This window comes from Pseudomonas kribbensis (assembly GCF_003352185.1).
GTDB lineage: Bacteria > Pseudomonadota > Gammaproteobacteria > Pseudomonadales > Pseudomonadaceae > Aquipseudomonas > Aquipseudomonas kribbensis.
On the sequence record NZ_CP029608.1, the window covers coordinates 351,149 to 368,246 of the forward strand.

Consider the following 17,098-nt stretch of genomic DNA (forward strand, 5'->3'; position numbering starts at 1 on the left):
TCATGCCTGCTTTCTGATGGCGACCCGGAGGGCGCCGAGAGTTGTCTTTTGAGCCGCCAGTGCGGGGTAGGCCGAGAGGATGGCGCTGGTGCGCAGACCATCAGGAACGCAGCGAAACTGATCCGAATACCAGTGCTCCTGAATGCCCAGTCGCAGCCGCTCGCGGAGCTCCTGTAACAAGGCTTCGGCGAGGCTTTCGCTCAGGCTCATCTGTATGGAAAGTGCTGTGCTCATGGCTTTTTCCCTGATTTCGGGCGCAATTCACCCAAACCCACACGCAAACGGTGGAGCGATTCGGTCAGTTGCTGAGGGTTTTCGGTCGGGGCTCCGAGGCCTCGACCAGGTACTGGAAGATCAGTGCGACGGGGACGGCGTAAGATTTGCCGCTGGCTGGATCGGCAAAGACTGCAACCGATTCACTGCTGTTTTTCAGATCAAGGCGTCGCTGGCCAGCGCCGGCGCGCAGTTCTCCGTAAGCCAAGCCCGTCAGGGTCTCGGCAAGAAAGTTGGGTACATCCAGTGTGGTCTGCAGGTGGGTGACCGTACGGGTAAATAGCTGTTGATCGTTGCCAAGGTGCTCTGCTTGGTGGCGCTGCATGTAGCAAAGCGCGGCGTCTTGCATGGCGGCGCGATACTCGCGCTCGGGATTTTGCTCGCTGATTAATGTGTTCATCAGGCCGTCTCCAGTCCAAGTAGATCCATTTGCTGCTCGCCTTCCTTTTTCATTGCCTGCCGGCGAATAGCGACGGGAGCCACTGGCAAACAGACAGCCGGGTTAGGCATACCTGATGGGCTCATTTCGTGAGTCATTTCAAACTGAGCCCGGACCGACCAACCGCAGGCCTCGTTGATGCATTGCAGGTAGGCAATACGCAAAAAGATATGCGTGCCCTCGCTGGTCCGGATGCGCATTCGCTCCCGGCAGTGCGGACATACCAGCTTATAAGTGCTCACTTTTTTCTCCCCGCCGCTAATCGCGGCCCTCGGCTGATGCCGAAAAATGGCGACGCTTCCAGCGCCTATTTCGATTCCTAGCTGCCCGGGTTTTCCCGATGCAGAACGATCACGGCAGTGATCTCTTCGTGTCTGGCTGCTACGTGCGCACGGTGCGCCGCAAGAATGGCCTGCACTTCGTCGTCGTCGATGACGCCGTCCTGGAGTGCTTTGGAAATGATCGCGTCGACGAGGCCACGCTTTACCGCTGTATTGATCGAGCGCGCATACAGGTCGAGGTTGTCCAATTGCTCGGCTTCAGCAACCGGAACGAACACTCCGCCGTACAGGTTGCAGACGAAGTCAGGAAGGTGAGTGGTCCCGGTCTGCGACTCCAAGAGGCAGATCTGCTCGTCAGTAAGCGGTCGGCTGCCCGCGTTCTCATAGGCATGGTTGTCGAACTTTTTCACCGACATACCCAAGCGCGGAGCGGCGCAATCACGTCCCCCCGGGTACGCGCAAATCACTGCGCTTACGACCTGCCTGCGAGTTTCTAGAACGGTGCGTTTCATCTTCTGGTTTCTCGCCTGGCCTAATGCCATTAATTTGGAATCACACCGTCTTTGATTTTTAGAAGCACAGCTGCACGTCGGGCCTCGCCTCGCACGCCCTTCTTGCGACCGTTCAACAAATCGCTGACCAAATTTTTGTTCAGGCCGTGTTCGCGGCAGAAATGCGCAATGGTTATCCCGTTGCGGTCAAGTTCTGCGCGGGCTTGCTCGGCTGTAAGGAGGACGGGCATAGTGTTCATGTGTGTTCAATCGTGTTGTGTGTGCCATCATTATGCCCAAGAATTTGGCTGTGTAAAGCGGTGCATGCCAAAAATTTGTGTAACCGGAGAATCCTTGGAAAAAACTTTGGGCGAGCGGCTCCGGGAAGAGCGCGACCGGCTTGGAATCAATCAAAACGATTTCGCAGATATAGGCGGTGTGAAACGGAACTCCCAAGGCAATTACGAGAACGATCGACAGAGGCCGGACACGGCTTACCTGTTGGCAATTTCGAGGATTGGCGTGGACGTGATGTATGTTCTTTTCGGCCGGCGAGACACGGTGGCTGGAACGCAAACTACTGTCGAAAATGAGGTTTTGAACTGCTTCCGCTCGCTGAGTCCAAGCGACCAGATTGTGGTGCACCGAGTCGCTACAGGCTTGGCAGAAGCGGCTGCAAAGAAGTCGCAAGGTAACCTTCCATTGGAGTGACCTTACGCAGGACCAGGCCGCGCAATCGGACGAAAATGTGTTCACTTGGGGCTTCAGAAGGTCTTGATTTAGACGATCCTCTGCGCCTTTTAGGAGTAGTGAGCATGTTGGATCGAGGCGTTTTGGAGCAGCTTGAACAGGACGTTCGGGACGGGGAGTGTTTCGCCTCTCAGCTGACGCAGCTGGAGTGCATTTTGTTGAGCTTGTACCGGAAGATGTCGCGGAGCGATCAGGAACATATTCATCGCATTGCGGAGATGATGGCTCAAACGGATTGACCTCTACCCCGTTCACCGCACTCCGGCTGTTCATGTCGGAGTGCCTGGGGCATCTGTCCCATTCTTGGCTTGCAGCCTTTTGTACTCCCTATCCGCTGCCCGTTGTGCTGAGGCCTTGCTTTCATATAGGTGGGTCAGTCGCTTAGGTTTGTTCTGATCGCCCTCGCTCAGCTTCTGCTGCTGACCGCTTTTTTCGTCTCGGTACCACGCCACAACTCCGGTGTAGTCGCCGGTGTCATCCGCCAATTCCGCTACTTCGTCTCCATCGGGAAGCATCGACTCGAGCTCGAGGCTTGTGGTGAACGAATCAGACGTAAAGCTGTGTTTCACGTTGCCACCGAGCCAGATCACGTCCGCTATTTCCTGCTTGATGCCGATCAGCGAATAGGTGAGCTCTGGTGTGAGGTCTGGACGGCCGCGCGCCAGCGAGTAACTGAGCGTTGCGCTTCCACGCTGCAGCTTGTTCCACTCGGCCCGGGCAGCCACCAGAGCGCTCTGCTGATCCGTGTAGGAATGACGCAAATCCTTGATGTTGTCGCCGCCTCCAGAGATTGCCTCCTTTTTCTCAGCACTGTTGACGTCGTAATAGAACGCCCGAACGCCCGTGTAGCTGTCACGGTTCGCCTGCAGGAATCGATGCTGATCGCCATCCCGGCGGGTGAGAATGATGTGTGGCAGTGCCAGCCCGCTGGCACTTGTGCCATTGCCGATCGGCATGAACAGCAGTTTGCCCGCTTTCACCGTTGCGATCGCATCGTGCTCTTGTCCCAAGCGTGAAAGCAGGTTCGCGTCCGACTCGTTGGCCTGATCAAGGTGTACCACCTGGATGGCACTGAGCGCGGCGCTGACCAATGGACCAAGGCCGTAGGCGCCGGCAATGGCCTGCACGACGGTCTCGATCGTCTCGTTGTGCCAGCTTCGCTCCCGTTTGGCTTTCAGCCCTGCAGTCAGATCCACGCTGCGAGCCCGGATGTTCAACTGATCTGGCGCACCGCTGTGCTCGGTTTCATCGACCGTGTATGTGCCTTTGTCGACCAGCCCGGTGTCGCTCCATCCAAGCCATAGCCGCAGGGTCGCCCCTTTGGGCGGGATCGCCAGGCGCCCGTCATGGTCCGAGAGGGTGACGTCGAGCTGGTCCGCTGTAAGTCCGCGGTTATCGGTCAGATCGATGCTCATCAGGCGCTTCTCGATCGCCGCTGTGATGTCACGTCCGTCGACCTCCAGCCGACAGATCGGACGAGGATAGGCCTTTGCTTCTCGGATGGAGGCCTGCGCGTCGCTCAGATAGCCGTCGACCCGGCTGAGTGCTTGGTCGATCACAGGATTTTCCTCAGGATATTACCGGCTGTACTCACGCCGGCGCCGAGCAGATCAACCCGGCCGTCATCGATCCGTTTAAGCGCGATGGTGAATTCGATGCGGCGCGCAGCGCCATCCGAGAAGAACAAAGTTTTGTTCTCGGTGATGTTGTCGATCACCCAGATGCCCAAGATCCTGCCGGTGCCTTCGATCAACGGCCATGCCTTTCCGGTATCGGCCATAGCGCGAAGTGTGTCGAGGCTCAGCGGGGTGCCGGCGAGTGCCGGCAAGAGAACGCCAGGCATGCTGATCGAGTCTTCACCTCGGCCTAGAAACTGGCGGGATGGGTTGGTGCCGATACGCGACGTCGAGCCGTGCCGCCATTCTGTCTGCCGCTGCAGCTCCTGATACGCCAAGGTTTCGAGACTGAAAATGAACATGCCGAGAGCCATCATCATTGCCGTTTACTCCTGGTCAAAGAGGGCGCTACGCCCCTTGGCTTGTTTTGCATGTTGGCGTTTGTCGAGCTCTGCGGAGACGGCGCGAGCGATCGCGGCGGCGTCGAGTCCTGGGGCCGGATGAATATTTATGACGATCTGTTCTGGCGCCATTTGCGCTGCAGCTGGCTGTGCGGCGGTGCTTATCGGCGGACGGTTATCTAGGGCGATCGCGCCCTGTGCTCCGCCGAATCCCACCGCCATTGCGCCTACTTGAGCCAGGCGCTTGCCCGCTCCCATGATTGATTCCAGCATGCCGCCGCTTTCCGTCTTCGCACCGGCGCCGGCCGGATTCAAAGCCGCACCAGCGTTGGTAATCGCGCCAATGGTCACAGTCCCCGCTTGGGTCATGAGCTCGCCCACTGCTTTGACGGCTTCCATTGGGCCGCTCTGGCCTTCATTTACACCCTGTGCCAAGCCGGCCATCGTGAAACCGCCTAGCTCGGCAAAGACTCGGGAGGGGCTGTGAATGCCGAGCTTTTCCTTGAACCAGTCCACGGTGCTGCTGCCAGCATCCGAGATCGCGGTTTTAACCGAGTCCATCGCGCCGGTAATGCCATTGACGAGCCCTGAAATGATCATTCCTCCGAACGCGGTGAACCTGCTCGGAAGTTCGACGCCCATGTAGTTCATCACGGCCGAGAATGCTTGGTAGAACAGCCCGATGGGGCTGAAGTTGACGATAGTGCGCAGAATGTCGGCTATGCCGCCGCTGAAGCCGAGTTTTATCTCTGCCCAGGCGCTGGCGAAGTAAGCCTTCACCTTGTCCCAATTCGCATAGATCAGGTATGCCGCGGCGGCAATTGCCGTAATAGCCAAGCCGATTGGATTGGCCAGGAACAGTCTTCCCAACCACATAAACGCCTGCCCCACGAATGGCAGCACTTTAGAGCCCAAATTGAAGAGCAGGCCGATCACGGATGGCAGTCGGATCCCTATAAGGGAAAGCCCATACCTCACGGCGAGGAAAGGGCCAAGCGTGGTGGCCAGGGCCAAGGCCACAGTGCTGAAACCGATCGATAGCGCCGCAATGCCGGCGGCAACTTTCAGAATGCCCAACACTAACCCGGGGTTCGCGGTCGCCCAGGCGTTAACGCGCTCGAGGACACCGTTGAAGCCGGTGACGAGTTGGATCAGAGCTGGTCGCAAAGTGGCGCCAAGTGCGCTGCTCAGGTTGAACATACGGTTTTGGGACATCTCCCATCGGGCTGACAACTGGTCCGCACGGATGTCGCCTTCACGCTGCATCGAGCCATCGCGCTTCGGTGCGTTATCTGCGCCGTTGACCAGGTCAAGCTGCCGGCGATACTCCTCGATGTTGGACGCGAGTTTAGCGGCGTCATCGCCATACTCTTTGCCAAACAGCTGGGTCATCACACCGAGCTGCTGATTTTTCGGCAGCTTGTTCACTGCCTCGAGCACTTTCTGAATGGTGCCCGTGGCGTCCTTGCTCATGCCGTCCTGGACCGCTTTCGCCTCTAAACCGATCGATTTCAGGCCTGTGACAAATCGCTTTGGCTGCTGGGTAGCGATAGCCAATTCACGAATCATCGCGTTCGTAGCGGTGGCAGCGATTTCTGATGAAGCCCCGAGTGTCAGGAATGTCGAGCCCAACGCAGCGGCGTCTTTAAACGACATTCCCACCGACGCGGTAATGCCTGCCGTGCGCTGCATGACGTCGATGATGTCGCCGCCTTTCGACATCGCATTGTCGTCAAGGTAGTTGATCGCGTCCCCGAGCTGGCTCACGTTTTTGATTGGCAATTTATAGAGGTTAGCGATGCGCGCCAGGCTTTCACCGACCTGATCTGCCGGCAGTTCAAACGCGGTCGCTGCTGTTGCAGCGACGCGCGCAAATTCCAGCAAGTCATCTTTACCCTGGATGCCCATTCGCGCGCCGCCTTCTACCAGGGCGGCGATGTCGGTAGTCGCCATCGGGATTGTTTCGGACATCTTTTTGATCGCGTCTCCCATTTCGTAATACGTTTGGGTGAGTTGACCGTTATCGTCGCGGGCGCCGGCGACCTGCTTCGCTACGCCTGCCATCGCATCTTCGAAGCGCGAGTAGTTCTTGATCATCCCGAGGATGGGCATGCCTGTCGCCGCACCAACTGCTCCCGCACTTGCGCCGGCGACGGCGGCATTGCCAGCGAGCTCTCTGCCCTTGGAATAATTTCGCTGTGCTTTAGAGACCCGTTCCTGCTGTTTGGCAAGGGCGGCGAGACGTTCTCGCTGAGTTTGGATGGCTTTGTTCGCAGCCTCGATCTCGGTTTTCAAGCGGCGCTCAGTGCTGCCGAGATTGCGGGTGTCCACACCGGTGGATTTCATGAGGGGTATCAGGCGCTGCAGCTCCGATCGCTGCGCTGTGTGTTTGTTTGTCAGCTTTTCCACCGAGGCGGAGGCATTAACGAACGCTTTCTGAAAGGCTGCTGTCGGGGCGTCCATCTTTTGCAGCTGCTCACGCAGGCCGCGCAACTTGTCTTGCGCCTTTGCCAGTTCCTCCGAGGACTGGCGGACGGCTTCGCGCTGGCGGGTGTAGCTGGAAATATTGGACTGCTGGGCGTTGAGCTCCTTTAGCTGATCCCGCGCCTCCTTCAAGGCGCGAGACGTCGCAGTGCTCCCAGCGCTGATCTGCTTGAGGGGCGCGGTGACCTTGTCGATCGCCGACAGCATAAATTCCAGCCGCAGCTTGTCAGTCATCTTTCGCCCCACTTCGCTTGCGAGCGCGTTCGCGCCATTCCATCAGTTCGGTCAGGGGGAGCGGATCCATCTCCACGGGCCCCCAGTGAAAAATCACGGCGATGTCCGCCATGGCGTCATCTACGCAGCGAGGGATGCATCCACCTTCGCCGACTTCGGCAGCAAAAAACCTGCGACCTCGGTAGCCATCTGCACCAGATCTGCCGGATCCATCAGACCGATGTCGTGATCGGTCAGGGTCGGTGTAGTGATTCGGGGCAATACCTTGCGCAACGCGAGCACGTCCATCTGCAGCAGATCGGTCAGCGAAACGCCGCGCAATTCACCGGAGACGGGTTTGCGAAGTGTCACCTCGGTGATTTCGGTCGAGCCTCGGATAATCGGTGTGTCGAGGGTGATGACAGGGCGATTCGGATTCTTTACAACTGGCGCTTCTGCAGCTTCGTTCTTTTGGGCGGTGCTCATGTCGAATTCCTTTAGTAGATAGGGGCCGGCCGAGCCGGCTGGGAGGGCCTGGCTTACAGGCCGATCGCTTTACGGTGTTCTGCCAGCATGTCTTTGCCGTTGACCTTGAAAATGAAGTTGAGCAAGTCGATCTCGATCTCTTCATTGCCATCGATAGTCAGCTTGTAATAGCTGCAGGTGGTGGTGAACTTGTGCTCGGTGTCTTCGCCGCTTTCCGAGTCACCCATGTCGATCTCTTCGTGCCGGCCGCGCACAACCACCTCGACAGCCGAAACCTCGCCGGTGTCGTCGCGCTGGATCGATCCGGCCCAGCGCAGCATCACGCCGCTGGCCGATACCGCGCCGTATTGACGCAGTGCCGTCAGATCCCAGCCACCGAGGGTCCATTCGAGCTGGATCCCGTCGTCGCCATGACCCAGGTCGACCTTTACCGCACCGTCCATGCCGCCCCCCCGGAAGGCTTCAAGCTTGCGGGCAAGCTTGGGCAGGGTGACGCTCTTGCATTCGCCGACGTAGCTGACGCCGTCGTTGTACAAATTCATGTTCTTGAGCTTTTTGGGCAGAGCCATATGGGCGCTCTCCTTAAGGCGCGGTCATCGCCGCGCGGATGAATGGATATCAGGCGTTGACGCGGCTGGCGAAGTCGACCAGGTAACGGTCGGTGATGCGCTGGCGGAGCCCCAGATTCTCCAGAGGCGGCACTGGCGTGTAGTCGTAATCGAGATACAGCTTGCCGGCCTTGAGTGTGTCCTTGTCGTTGGCGGCTTCGTCGTACCAGCACTCGCCACCGATCAGGTAGCCAAGGCGTACCAGCTCCCGGAATTTGGCATTGATACCCTCAACAATGTCGCGCACCAGGCTCGGGTGCATCGGCTTGTCGATCGCCCAGAATTGCCCCTCTGCCATGGTGTCAGCCAGCACCTGGGCGGTACGGGTGTAGTTTTCAAAGGCGAACAATGGGTCGCCGCTGCAGGTGCGCGAGCCCCAGAAGCGGAAACCGTCGCGTCGAATCAGCGTGGTGACGTCCGCCGCGTTCAGCAGACCTGCATCGGTGGCGGGATTCTGCAGATCCCAGTAGATATCGCGGCTCAGTCCAGACACGCCATTGACGGCTACGTTGGAAAGAGTCTTGTGCCAGCCGACCTGCTCATCGAGCTTGGCTCGAAGACCCAAGGCGCGGGCGATCGCCGATGCCGGCGCATCGGCACTCAGGGTGGTGTCCCAGTTCACGAAGTCCGGCCAGATGGTCATCAATTCGCGTGCCCCGAAGTTTTCTCGGTAGGCAATGACATCAGAGACGGTGTCGCAATCCCAAGCGCTGGCATATGCGAAGCCACGCAACTTCTGTGCGGTGAGCACCAGTTCAGTCGCCACCGGCAAAGAGTCGAGGCCTGGGACGCCGAGGATGCGCGGTCGCACGCCGAGCTGCGCTTCTGCAGCCAGCAGGGCTTTCATACCCGTGTACTGGCCACCGGCGGTTACACCACCAATCACGTTGGTAGTGGTCTGAGCCGCGTCCTGCCCTTCGGCAACACGAACGACGACGGTAACCGGGCTGGCCTGGTCAGCGATGGCGTCGAGACTTTTTGCGAGCGTGCCTTTGACACCGGCCTTCCCACTGGCGGTAAGCACGTCGGTTAGCAGCACTGGGCGATTGAGTGGGAATGCCACCGGGTCCGCATCTTCAGCGGTGCAGACCATGCCAACGACGGCGGTTGCGACGGTACGGATTGGGCGGGTGCCCTCGTTAATCTCGAGGACGCGTACGCCGTGATGGTAATCGGTGGCCATGGGAAAGTGCCTGTGCAGTAGTTGAATGACACTGCACAGGCTGCCGCGCGCGTGCTAAATCCGCGAGGACAGAGGCTTGTAAGGCGAAGCCCCACAGAAGGATCTACTGATCGCGGTCGGTTGCATGAGCGCTTAGATCTGATCGATTAGCCAAGGCGGCGCGATCGGGCGGTGATCGATCAGCGGGAATTGCTCGCCTTGCGCCCAGTCGCGCAACTGCCGGCGGTAGCCTTGCAACTCGGCATATTGCTCAGGCGTGATCGAGGTAGGCCCGCCTTCCTCGACCTCGTCGCGATGGCGTGAAACCAGAGGGTCAGTAGCCGTCAATTGTCGATCACGCCAAACACGCTCAGCGGCGGCCAGCGCCTCAGCGGTAGGTGGCGGTCGATCGACAAGGATAGGGCAGCCGAATTCGTCAGCAGCGACGACCATCCCGGCAGATTGACCAGCCAGAATTTCGCGACGGCGCTCATCGGAAACCTCAACGCCATCATCTGGCATGTCGATGTTAATGGTGTCGTCGTAAAAGCCACGCTCAGATGCACTAAAAAAAATCATGATCAATAACCCCACGCTCGCCAAGTTATGAGTTGACTGGTCGACAGGTTAGGCCCTGTGTTTGCGTTTACACCAATGGTACTCAGGCTGCTGGAGTTCTTTCTCGCGCCGGCTGTTGCGAACTCACCACCACCGACTACGCCCGAGTTGGAAACCCCCGCTATCGCCCCGAGAACTGCGGTAGGAAACGCGATGGGCAAAGTGATGAATACCTCAATGTTGTCATTGACCGTTACGGTTCCCCATTGCTCGATCAGACCCGACGGATACCGCTGATAGCCGTTAGCTGAAAGAAAGGCGAGCCCAGATCCGCCAACGGCCAACCAGGATGAACCCGCCGCGATAAATTCCGTCGCGACACCGTTACCCAGCACCACGCTGGACGAACCCGCCGGATTACCATTAGGCCCAACAATGGCGCCGTTAATTGACCTCACGGTGCAGGTGCTTGATGATCCCGCCTGAATGTAAATTCGACTTCCACTGGGTAACAGCGTGGCATCAGGCAGCGTGAGAGTAACAGTCGCTCCGCTCGAATAGACGTACTTGCCGACATCGGACGCCGTCAAAACCGTGTTTGCCGCATAGGCGACGTACCCGGCCAAACTACCGGCCGCGCGCTGCACGAATTCAGTGGTTGCTAACGACTTACTACTATCGAACTGCGGCTGCGTTTCCCAATGCGCGCCCCGCAAAATCGGCGAATACTTCAGCGCACCGTCACCGCCTTCCAGCGCCCAACCGAGGCCGTTATTCAAGCGACGGAAAGCCGAGATTGTCGATTGAGGCTGAGTGAAAGGCCCCAGCGCACCGTTGATTGCGATCAGGGTTTGCGCGCCTTTAGCCATGAAGGTCGCCCCGTTCAAGCCCGCGAGAACCGTGATAACTGAACCTTGAGGAACCGTGCTCGCATCGGGAAGGATAATGGTAGAGCCCGATCCGCCTACTGACACCAAACGCCCAACATCGGCCGGCGTCAAATCTACGCTGCCCGGATATGTCACCAGATCCGCATAACTCCCAATCGCTCGCTGTACAAACTCAGTCGTAGCGAGCTTCTGACTGGCATCAAACCGCGGCGGGGTGTTGGCCGTCGGATTGATCAGCGCCGGCGCGTTGATCGGGGCAAAGCCTTGCGTGATGTTCTGAAACACCAGCGCCGTGGTGCCCAGGACAATCGCCCCGTCGGTGATCAGCTGCCAGCGCGTGTCGGCCAATGTTGCGCCCTGCTCGACTGATACCAACAGCGCCGAGGTTACCTCGGTATTCGAGTCTGCATCTGCCGCACGCGACCACCCTGCCGCCGCCGCGACCCAAATGCCATTGTCCTTGGCGACGTTCTGGTTTTTCACCAGCACCCGGTCACCGACAGCCAGTGCCACGCCGTCAATGGACTGAAGTCCGGACAGCGCAATGTTGGCCGTCGTCGCGACCCGCACCGACTGCTTGCTGTCGAGCTTGTACAGCTCTTCCAGAATCTTTGCGTCAACATATTCACGCGTCGCCAACACCACCGACGGGTCAATCTTGAGCTGAATGTTCCCGGTGCTGGCGACGATGAAGTTCATGCGCACGATTTGCGTGCGGCCTGAGCCTTGCGACAGCAGCGGCTTGAAGCTTGGCGCGCAGTTAGCTACCGCCACCAGATCACCGTCCGCGTCATAGAGGCCGATTTCGCGGATCCACTTACCGCCCTCGTCAGCTGGAATGATCTGTTCGGCGATGATCACCGCCGGGTTGACCGGATCAATCTTCAATTGGTTGAGCGGCTTGCGTCGCCACTCATTGAGCAGCTTGGTTTGAGTGGCCGACGGCACCGGATTGGGCGGATCGGCCAGCCCGTTCGGGTTGGCATCCCCCACGCCCATTTGCGTGATCAGCCAGGGAATGCCGAGCGCGTCGGCGTTCGCCTGCTTGGCCATTCCCACGTTCGTGAGGATCGCGAAAAACTGCGAGTTCGCATCAATCATAATAAACGTCCAGGGTGTCTATGGTGTGTTCGCGCCCGACCACGCCGAAGCTGCCAATGACTTCAATGTCACGCATGACGGGCGGGTAAACGTCGATTTCGTCGCCTTCGTAGAGGGACACGGCGATATTCAAATCGCCTTGCGATTCCAGGCTGATCGCCAGCCCGGTCAGGTGTCGACTGACGGGCTTGGCGTCGTCAATCAGGCGCTCAAGCTCCTGATACATTTCTTCGGTGATGCCGGTGTCGAGAACGCCGACCTTCAGCGCAAAAGTGCCCGGTACGCCTTCAGGCACGGTCTTGAACCACTCGACAATCTCGATCAAATACCCCAGTGGCTCGACTACGCGTCTCAGAGCTCCGATCGTTCCTTTTCGGGAGTGGATGAAGTAGGAGCCTTTGATGACCTGGCGCTTCGTGGCTTCTGACCACTCGCTATCCCAGCGGTCGACCGAAAATGCCCAAGCCAGATAGGGGAGCAGCAGGACCGGGCACCGATCGGGATTCAGCAAATCCCTGATCGGTACTGGCACCCGCTCGATCTGGGCGAGTGCCTCGGCCGCCAACTGCTCGAGCTGCTTTGCGTTCGGGGGTAGCAAATTGGTCATGTCAGTGCACCAACGGTCACGCTATATCCGGTGCAATACGCGGCCTCGGCTTCATTCGGGGTGATATCGACCCAGTCGTGCAAGACGACCTTGCGTACGCCCTCGACGTGCAGCGCGGCATGTATGGCTGACTCAGAGATTTCCACGCCGAGGCGTCGACGCTGGCTTATGAAGGTGACCAGGCGCGCTTGCGCCGCTTCGCGAATGGGTTCCGCTTCTGGACCTGTGGTGGCGAGATAGAGAACGGCGTCGACCTGGTAGGGCAGCACAGTTGCCGACTGCACCGTGAGCCGATCGGCGACCGGACGACGGTCATCGTCGCTCAGGTAATGGCTGACGATGGTCAGCAACGCCGGGTCTACGCTTCCATCGCCGGTCAAGCCCTGAACAGTGACGACTACCTCCGCCGGCGCTGGGCTCTCTGCCGTCGCATCAGCCACGCGGCCGTCTGCGCTGCGGGCGTGCAGAATGTAGCTGTTGCGTGGGCCAGCCGTGGAAAGGCCTTCCCATGCCATCTGCGCCCGTTCGCGCAGCGATTCGTCCGACTCCATCACAGCGACGATCGGCGGGATAGCGGCGCTGTTACCCGGAGTCACGACCAGCCGCTCGACGTTGACGTTGGCAGCGAGCTGCTCAAGGTCTTTGCCCTTGGCTTTGGCCAGCATGTTGGCTAGGGATGCTTCATTCACGCGTTGACGCAGCAGCATTTCGCGATAGGCGTTCTCCTGCAGGAGCTTGGTCAGAGGTTCCGACTCCACGGCCAATGTCGCGGCGACTTCGGCCTGCTGCTCTGCTGGCCAGAGGCTGACCGCGTAAGTCTTGCGCTCGGCGAGGATTTGCTCGTAATTAATCTGCTCGACGACGTCCGGATCCGGAAGCCTGGCCAAGTCGATGGGAGTGAAAGTTTTCATGCTGTTGCCCCCAGACTCAGCGGAACGCGCAGGCTCAATGGTTCATTGGTGTCCACCAGGCTGCCTTCGATATCGAGAATCGCCTGGCCAGCGATATCGCCGAGCGTGAGCTGGACACGGCTCAAGCGGATCCGCGGCTCCCAGCGCATTAGCGCGATGGTGGTCGCCGCATAAGCCTGCAGGCGGGTTGCGTTGTTGAGCGGCCAATCAATCAGGTCGGCAAGCTGGCTGCCGTATTCGCGTCGCATCACGCGCGTCCCGATGGGCGTGGTCAGGATGTCAGCGATCGACTGCACCAGGTGATCGTTCCCAACGATACTGTGGCCCGTCTTGCTGTTCATGCCGATCATGGAACTGGCCCCTGCGAGGTACCGTTACCTGCCTGAACCCCAGATGTGCGGTGATTCACCAGGCTGATCTTCTGGACGCCGGCGACGACGTCCTTGGTGACGGTCACTAGGCCATCAATTACGACATCACCGGTGACATGTACGCCACCCGGCGCGATGAGATTGGCTTTGCCGCCCCCAGGCAGCGTGGCGGTCAGCGTGTGGCTAGCGGTGTCATAGTCGACAACCGCCCCGTCGCGATATTTGCGCCGGCGTCGAGTCGGCACGTTGTCCGGAGCCGGGAAGCGATCGCTGTACAGACCGAAAATGACAAAGCCGTGAGCCGGGTTGCCTGATGGCGAAAGCACCAGGCACTGCTCGTCCACGCTGGGCGGATCCCAGTCGCTGTCCTCACCGGCGCGCAGAGCGAAGAAGGGCAGCCAGTCGGTCAGCAGGCCGCCGGTTTTCACACGGCAACGCGGTTTGGCCGGATCGAGCTCGGCGATAGTGCCAGCACGAATCAGGTTTTCGAGGCGTCGGGTCAGTTCAGTAAGAGAGTCCATGCCGCCGATGTTGCCGGTCGCGCGTGCGAGGTGCATCGACGGGGGGCTGTAGGACGAGTTTGTACAGAAGGGAGTTAGCCCGCGAGGTGATCGATCAGCAGGTTTCGGATGTTTTCCAACTCGCCGCCGGTGAATCCCAGCAACTGGCGTTTTTCGTATTGCACGTCCGCTTGGCCGCGTTCTGGTCGGTCCTTTAGACCGTACTGGTGGACCCGGGCGATGCGACTCACCCGCCCAACGAATCCCACCGACATACCGTTTGCTGTGCTTTCGGTGCGTAAATAGCGGGCCGTCTTCAATTTGCCAAACATCTTGGCCTTGATCCGGCCCTTCTTTCCCCGCAGGTCTTTCGGTTTGCGTGGCGCGAATGCCGAGCCGTCCGGATTCCGCTGTGTCGTGATACGTTTCGACTGGCTACGGCGCAGATCGCGGGCGACAGCGCCGAGCAGTTTGCGACGCTCGCCCTCGTCGAGCTTGGCGAGCAATGCAGCGACCCAAGTTTCCAAGACCTGCAGGTCGTTGCTCATGGCGCCTCCCACCGTGTAATGAACTCGCCTTCGGCGGTCCATAACTCAAGCCCCGGCATGGTGAACGGATCGTCGTCGACCACAGGCTCTGGCGGATGGCTTACGACCAGGTTGCCGTCGTCTTGGCGCTTGACGATTACCCGCTCGGTAAGCGGCAACTTAATCGACAGGTCGACCTTGCTGTTGTCCAGAACATCAGCTTCGAAGGCGACGGCTGTTTTGCTGAGCTCTACGTTTTCCATCAGCTCGCGCTGATTCACCAGGATCCATGCGAACAGCGGAATGGCGATCGCATCGGGGTGGCCAGCGTAGTCCGTGAAAATCAGATTCAGCGTGTAGCTGTATTCGAATGACAGGCCAAAGGCGGCGGTACTGCGCATAGTGCCGTTGTCGATGTACACCATCAGGCGGTCGGGGTTTTTCTTTAATTCCGGTACCGAGGCGAGCAGGTGCGCACGTAGCGATTCTGGTTTGTTCACTGTTCGCCAGCCTTCGCCTGCTGATGCTGGTAAAGCATATCGACCTGCGCAGCGCATTGGGCCCAATCGCTTTCTGTGGCCTCCTGATCGTTGAGCAGGGCGCCGTTCTTGTCAGGGTTGGTCGCCGACAGGGTGCAGGGCACCACGGCCGGACAACCAGTCGCGATAAGCAGCGGCTCCGGTGATGGCGGGGCGCTGACGCATCCGGCGAGCAGCGTCAGGCAGAGGCTGGTCAGCCCATAGGCGAAGTTCGGCATTCTCACGTTTCAAGTCCTCGATCGTTCGTTGACGGGCGGCGAGCCCTTGTCGCAGTTGGTCTTGCACGCCGCGCAACTTGGCTTGAGCGGCCCGCTCTTCCTGCAGGGAGGTTTGGAGTTGAGCGGCCGTTTCCTCGCTGCGCGTCGCTCGATCGCGCGCGGCTGAGGCCGCTTGATCGGCCTGCTCAGCCCTTGTATCGGCGACCTCGATCCGCTGAGATTGGCCCCAGATCAGAAGCGCGATCGAGGCGAGCAAGGCGAACCCGTACAGCGCCTGGCGCAACGTGCTCATGCGCGGTACCAGCCTGCGGCGTTCATCTCTTCCACCGTGAGCCGGTGCAGATCGCCCCGAAACACAACGGCCTTCACCCCTGGCGCCGCGACAGCGATGGCCTCGGCTAGCGCTTTGCACAGGTCTACCGGTGTTTCATCCGGCACCACATAGATATCGCCATCGGCGGGGCTGAATTTTTGGATTTGCTCCTGATCAATCATGACGCCTCCGGAATAGGACAGCCTTCGGCGTGACGCTGATAGGCACGCTCCAGCTTGATGTCGTACAGATTGCGGGCGAAGTTGGGGCCGTTATAGGCCTTCGCGAACGCTGCCCATTTTTTACCCTTCAGCGATCTGAGTAGCCCGGGATCCGCTTCGATAAAGCGCACGAACGCTTCGAATTGCTCGTTTTCGTCACGAGCCATTCGATCGGCAAAGTCCGTAACGCTCGCATAGCCGAGGCGCTCAGCGTGATATCCCATCACCTGAAAGCCGCCCCAGCTGGCTGATTCCAACGCGCAACGGTCATCGATCAAACGAGCGTTGGCCAGGCGCTGGTGCTCGGCCGTGCCGCCGGCGTAGCCACCGGACTCTGGGTTGACCAGATTGGGCTGTTCAGCAGCCAATTGATCGGCGTGGGCTTTCAACTCGGCTGGGTCATCACCAGGCAGGCGCGGCGTGCCAAGCTGGCGATACATGATGTGCCGTTCGAAAAGAATCTTCGGCTTGCCATTGTCCAGGAAGCCGCTGCCCTGGCTCTCGACTTCGTTGACAGCCATGATCACGGCGAGCTCAACGCCCAGGCGTGCGGCGGCGCTCAGCAACAGGTTGTGCTGCAGCAGGTTCGAGCAATCCGCACCGGCCAATGCCTGAGCGGTTTTCGAGCCCGCGATTCCGTCAATTACCAAGCCAACTTTTCGTTGGTAATCACGCACCGCCGACTCGGTGGCATCACCGAAGTCGCCGTCCGGATTCAGACGAGCGCCGTGTAAGTTGAGGCGCTGCTGCAGTGTGCGGACCGCTTGCCCGCGATCGCCGTGTCGCAAAGTACTCATAGCTGATCCACCTTGCGGTTAAAAAACTGCTTGGCGAGTGCGCGAGTTCCCTCAACGCCGAGCAACCCGATCACACCGCCGAAGAACGGGCCAGTTGTCGCGGGGATGCCCAGCAGAAAGAGCCCGTGGCTTGCCGAAAGCGCGAGCGTTCCGCAAAGCGGCGCTTCAAGCAAAACTCGGCGCCATGTACCGCCGCCATAGATGATCCGCAGCGCAGCGATCACGCAGGCGAGTCCACCTGAGTAAATGGCTGGCCAGTTCAGTTCGAGCCAGGCAGCGAACCAGGCCCATGTATCCGGTTTGTCAGGCATGCGCGTGATTCCGCTGTCCAAGGTTGAAGG

26 protein-coding genes are annotated in these 17,098 nt (G+C 59.4%); 1 reads left to right on the forward strand and 25 read right to left on the reverse strand.

Going from position 1 to position 17,098, the window contains the following annotated elements:
* The 5 genes from DLD99_RS01595 to DLD99_RS01615 form a co-directional block, all read right to left on the reverse strand.
* Positions 1-234, reverse strand: a complete 234-nt coding sequence (locus tag DLD99_RS01595; protein WP_114881045.1) for a hypothetical protein — start codon at positions 232-234, stop codon at positions 1-3.
* Between the two features lie 64 nt (positions 235-298).
* Entirely contained in the window at positions 299-673 is a 375-nt protein-coding gene (locus DLD99_RS01600; protein ID WP_114881046.1) for a hypothetical protein, read from the reverse strand.
* On the reverse strand, positions 673-954 hold the full coding sequence (locus DLD99_RS01605) for an Ogr/Delta-like zinc finger protein (RefSeq protein ID WP_114881047.1): 282 nt from the start codon (positions 952-954) through the stop codon (positions 673-675). Before DLD99_RS01605 ends, DLD99_RS01600 begins: the two co-directional genes overlap by 1 nt.
* 77 nt (positions 955-1,031) lie before the next feature.
* A complete protein-coding gene (locus tag DLD99_RS01610) occupies positions 1,032-1,505 on the reverse strand; it encodes a YmfL family putative regulatory protein (protein WP_114886540.1) in 474 nt (157 codons plus the stop codon).
* A gap of 29 nt (positions 1,506-1,534) precedes the next feature.
* Complete coding sequence (locus DLD99_RS01615; protein ID WP_114886542.1) at positions 1,535-1,735, reverse strand: DNA-binding protein; 201 nt, start codon at positions 1,733-1,735, stop codon at positions 1,535-1,537.
* Between the two features lie 103 nt (positions 1,736-1,838).
* Here DLD99_RS01615 and DLD99_RS01620 point away from each other — a divergent pair, with 103 nt between their 5' ends.
* On the forward strand, positions 1,839-2,195 hold the full coding sequence (locus DLD99_RS01620; protein ID WP_244220769.1) for a helix-turn-helix domain-containing protein: 357 nt from the start codon (positions 1,839-1,841) through the stop codon (positions 2,193-2,195).
* Between the two features lie 308 nt (positions 2,196-2,503).
* On the opposite strand, the gene DLD99_RS01625 is transcribed toward DLD99_RS01620, so the two are convergent.
* The 20 genes from DLD99_RS01625 to DLD99_RS01715 form a co-directional block, all read right to left on the reverse strand.
* A complete protein-coding gene (locus DLD99_RS01625; protein WP_114881049.1) occupies positions 2,504-3,793 on the reverse strand; it encodes a phage late control D family protein in 1,290 nt (429 codons plus the stop codon).
* Positions 3,790-4,230, reverse strand: coding sequence for a phage tail protein (locus DLD99_RS01630; RefSeq protein WP_114881050.1), 441 nt, complete (start codon positions 4,228-4,230; stop codon positions 3,790-3,792). The genes DLD99_RS01625 and DLD99_RS01630 overlap by 4 nt, the downstream gene beginning before the upstream one ends.
* 6 nt (positions 4,231-4,236) lie before the next feature.
* Positions 4,237-6,969, reverse strand: coding sequence for a phage tail tape measure protein (locus tag DLD99_RS01635; protein ID WP_114881051.1), 2,733 nt, complete (start codon positions 6,967-6,969; stop codon positions 4,237-4,239).
* Complete coding sequence (locus DLD99_RS01640) at positions 6,962-7,081, reverse strand: GpE family phage tail protein (RefSeq protein ID WP_114881052.1); 120 nt, start codon at positions 7,079-7,081, stop codon at positions 6,962-6,964. The genes DLD99_RS01635 and DLD99_RS01640 overlap by 8 nt, the downstream gene beginning before the upstream one ends.
* A gap of 8 nt (positions 7,082-7,089) precedes the next feature.
* Positions 7,090-7,434 (reverse strand): phage tail assembly protein, encoded by a 345-nt coding sequence (locus tag DLD99_RS01645; protein WP_208647504.1) that lies wholly within the window; start codon positions 7,432-7,434, stop codon positions 7,090-7,092.
* Positions 7,435-7,487: 53 nt separating this feature from the next.
* Positions 7,488-8,003: a phage major tail tube protein gene (locus DLD99_RS01650; protein ID WP_114881053.1), complete on the reverse strand. Its 516-nt coding sequence runs from the start codon at positions 8,001-8,003 to the stop codon at positions 7,488-7,490.
* Positions 8,004-8,052: 49 nt separating this feature from the next.
* The gene (locus DLD99_RS01655; protein ID WP_114881054.1) at positions 8,053-9,225 is read right to left on the reverse strand and encodes a phage tail sheath protein; all 1,173 of its coding nucleotides are present in this window, start codon (positions 9,223-9,225) and stop codon (positions 8,053-8,055) included.
* Between the two features lie 132 nt (positions 9,226-9,357).
* A complete protein-coding gene (locus DLD99_RS01660) occupies positions 9,358-9,783 on the reverse strand; it encodes a phage tail assembly chaperone (RefSeq protein WP_167443755.1) in 426 nt (141 codons plus the stop codon).
* Positions 9,784-9,785: 2 nt separating this feature from the next.
* The gene (locus DLD99_RS29325; RefSeq protein ID WP_244220770.1) at positions 9,786-11,753 is read right to left on the reverse strand and encodes a phage tail protein; all 1,968 of its coding nucleotides are present in this window, start codon (positions 11,751-11,753) and stop codon (positions 9,786-9,788) included.
* Positions 11,746-12,360: a phage tail protein I gene (locus tag DLD99_RS01670; RefSeq protein WP_114881055.1), complete on the reverse strand. Its 615-nt coding sequence runs from the start codon at positions 12,358-12,360 to the stop codon at positions 11,746-11,748. Before DLD99_RS01670 ends, DLD99_RS29325 begins: the two co-directional genes overlap by 8 nt.
* The gene (locus DLD99_RS01675; protein ID WP_114881056.1) at positions 12,357-13,271 is read right to left on the reverse strand and encodes a baseplate J/gp47 family protein; all 915 of its coding nucleotides are present in this window, start codon (positions 13,269-13,271) and stop codon (positions 12,357-12,359) included. The genes DLD99_RS01670 and DLD99_RS01675 overlap by 4 nt, the downstream gene beginning before the upstream one ends.
* Positions 13,268-13,621: a GPW/gp25 family protein gene (locus DLD99_RS01680; protein ID WP_114881057.1), complete on the reverse strand. Its 354-nt coding sequence runs from the start codon at positions 13,619-13,621 to the stop codon at positions 13,268-13,270. Before DLD99_RS01680 ends, DLD99_RS01675 begins: the two co-directional genes overlap by 4 nt.
* Entirely contained in the window at positions 13,618-14,199 is a 582-nt protein-coding gene (locus tag DLD99_RS01685) for a phage baseplate assembly protein V (RefSeq protein WP_208647505.1), read from the reverse strand. Before DLD99_RS01685 ends, DLD99_RS01680 begins: the two co-directional genes overlap by 4 nt.
* Before the next feature lie 38 nt (positions 14,200-14,237).
* Positions 14,238-14,690, reverse strand: a complete 453-nt coding sequence (locus tag DLD99_RS01690; RefSeq protein WP_114881058.1) for a phage virion morphogenesis protein — start codon at positions 14,688-14,690, stop codon at positions 14,238-14,240.
* On the reverse strand, positions 14,687-15,169 hold the full coding sequence (locus tag DLD99_RS01695) for a phage tail protein (RefSeq protein WP_114881059.1): 483 nt from the start codon (positions 15,167-15,169) through the stop codon (positions 14,687-14,689). The genes DLD99_RS01690 and DLD99_RS01695 overlap by 4 nt, the downstream gene beginning before the upstream one ends.
* Positions 15,166-15,390: an Rz1-like lysis system protein LysC gene (lysC, locus tag DLD99_RS29330; protein ID WP_244220798.1), complete on the reverse strand. Its 225-nt coding sequence runs from the start codon at positions 15,388-15,390 to the stop codon at positions 15,166-15,168. Before lysC ends, DLD99_RS01695 begins: the two co-directional genes overlap by 4 nt.
* On the reverse strand, positions 15,281-15,718 hold the full coding sequence (gene lysB, locus DLD99_RS01700; RefSeq protein WP_114881060.1) for an Rz-like lysis system protein LysB: 438 nt from the start codon (positions 15,716-15,718) through the stop codon (positions 15,281-15,283). Before lysB ends, lysC begins: the two co-directional genes overlap by 110 nt.
* Positions 15,715-15,921: a hypothetical protein gene (locus tag DLD99_RS01705; protein WP_114881061.1), complete on the reverse strand. Its 207-nt coding sequence runs from the start codon at positions 15,919-15,921 to the stop codon at positions 15,715-15,717. The genes lysB and DLD99_RS01705 overlap by 4 nt, the downstream gene beginning before the upstream one ends.
* Entirely contained in the window at positions 15,918-16,757 is an 840-nt protein-coding gene (locus tag DLD99_RS01710) for an N-acetylmuramidase domain-containing protein (protein ID WP_114881062.1), read from the reverse strand. The genes DLD99_RS01705 and DLD99_RS01710 overlap by 4 nt, the downstream gene beginning before the upstream one ends.
* The gene (locus DLD99_RS01715) at positions 16,754-17,068 is read right to left on the reverse strand and encodes a phage holin, lambda family (protein WP_033039923.1); all 315 of its coding nucleotides are present in this window, start codon (positions 17,066-17,068) and stop codon (positions 16,754-16,756) included. The genes DLD99_RS01710 and DLD99_RS01715 overlap by 4 nt, the downstream gene beginning before the upstream one ends.
* Between the last annotated feature and the right edge of the window lie 30 nt (positions 17,069-17,098).

What these genes read in the sequence shown, in the direction of transcription:
- DLD99_RS01595 (WP_114881045.1), bottom strand. Translation starts at nt 234, where the DNA reads ATGAGCACAGCACTTTCCATACAGATGAGCCTGAGCGAAAGCCTCGCC.
- DLD99_RS01600 (WP_114881046.1), bottom strand. Translation starts at nt 673, where the DNA reads ATGAACACATTAATCAGCGAGCAAAATCCCGAGCGCGAGTATCGCGCC.
- DLD99_RS01610 (WP_114886540.1), bottom strand. Translation starts at nt 1,505, where the DNA reads ATGAAACGCACCGTTCTAGAAACTCGCAGGCAGGTCGTAAGCGCAGTG.
- DLD99_RS01615 (WP_114886542.1), bottom strand. Translation starts at nt 1,735, where the DNA reads ATGCCCGTCCTCCTTACAGCCGAGCAAGCCCGCGCAGAACTTGACCGC.
- DLD99_RS01630 (WP_114881050.1), bottom strand. Translation starts at nt 4,230, where the DNA reads ATGATGATGGCTCTCGGCATGTTCATTTTCAGTCTCGAAACCTTGGCG.
- DLD99_RS01635 (WP_114881051.1), bottom strand. Translation starts at nt 6,969, where the DNA reads ATGACTGACAAGCTGCGGCTGGAATTTATGCTGTCGGCGATCGACAAG.
- DLD99_RS01640 (WP_114881052.1), bottom strand. Translation starts at nt 7,081, where the DNA reads ATGGCGGACATCGCCGTGATTTTTCACTGGGGGCCCGTGGAGATGGAT.
- DLD99_RS01645 (WP_208647504.1), bottom strand. Translation starts at nt 7,434, where the DNA reads ATGAGCACCGCCCAAAAGAACGAAGCTGCAGAAGCGCCAGTTGTAAAG.
- DLD99_RS01650 (WP_114881053.1), bottom strand. Translation starts at nt 8,003, where the DNA reads ATGGCTCTGCCCAAAAAGCTCAAGAACATGAATTTGTACAACGACGGC.
- DLD99_RS01655 (WP_114881054.1), bottom strand. Translation starts at nt 9,225, where the DNA reads ATGGCCACCGATTACCATCACGGCGTACGCGTCCTCGAGATTAACGAG.
- DLD99_RS01660 (WP_167443755.1), bottom strand. Translation starts at nt 9,783, where the DNA reads ATGATTTTTTTTAGTGCATCTGAGCGTGGCTTTTACGACGACACCATT.
- DLD99_RS29325 (WP_244220770.1), bottom strand. Translation starts at nt 11,753, where the DNA reads ATGATTGATGCGAACTCGCAGTTTTTCGCGATCCTCACGAACGTGGGA.
- DLD99_RS01670 (WP_114881055.1), bottom strand. Translation starts at nt 12,360, where the DNA reads ATGACCAATTTGCTACCCCCGAACGCAAAGCAGCTCGAGCAGTTGGCG.
- DLD99_RS01675 (WP_114881056.1), bottom strand. Translation starts at nt 13,271, where the DNA reads ATGAAAACTTTCACTCCCATCGACTTGGCCAGGCTTCCGGATCCGGAC.
- DLD99_RS01680 (WP_114881057.1), bottom strand. Translation starts at nt 13,621, where the DNA reads ATGATCGGCATGAACAGCAAGACGGGCCACAGTATCGTTGGGAACGAT.
- DLD99_RS01685 (WP_208647505.1), bottom strand. Translation starts at nt 14,199, where the DNA reads ATGCACCTCGCACGCGCGACCGGCAACATCGGCGGCATGGACTCTCTT.
- DLD99_RS01690 (WP_114881058.1), bottom strand. Translation starts at nt 14,690, where the DNA reads ATGAGCAACGACCTGCAGGTCTTGGAAACTTGGGTCGCTGCATTGCTC.
- lysB (WP_114881060.1), bottom strand. Translation starts at nt 15,718, where the DNA reads ATGAGCACGTTGCGCCAGGCGCTGTACGGGTTCGCCTTGCTCGCCTCG.
- DLD99_RS01705 (WP_114881061.1), bottom strand. Translation starts at nt 15,921, where the DNA reads ATGATTGATCAGGAGCAAATCCAAAAATTCAGCCCCGCCGATGGCGAT.
- DLD99_RS01710 (WP_114881062.1), bottom strand. Translation starts at nt 16,757, where the DNA reads ATGAGTACTTTGCGACACGGCGATCGCGGGCAAGCGGTCCGCACACTG.
- DLD99_RS01715 (WP_033039923.1), bottom strand. Translation starts at nt 17,068, where the DNA reads ATGCCTGACAAACCGGATACATGGGCCTGGTTCGCTGCCTGGCTCGAA.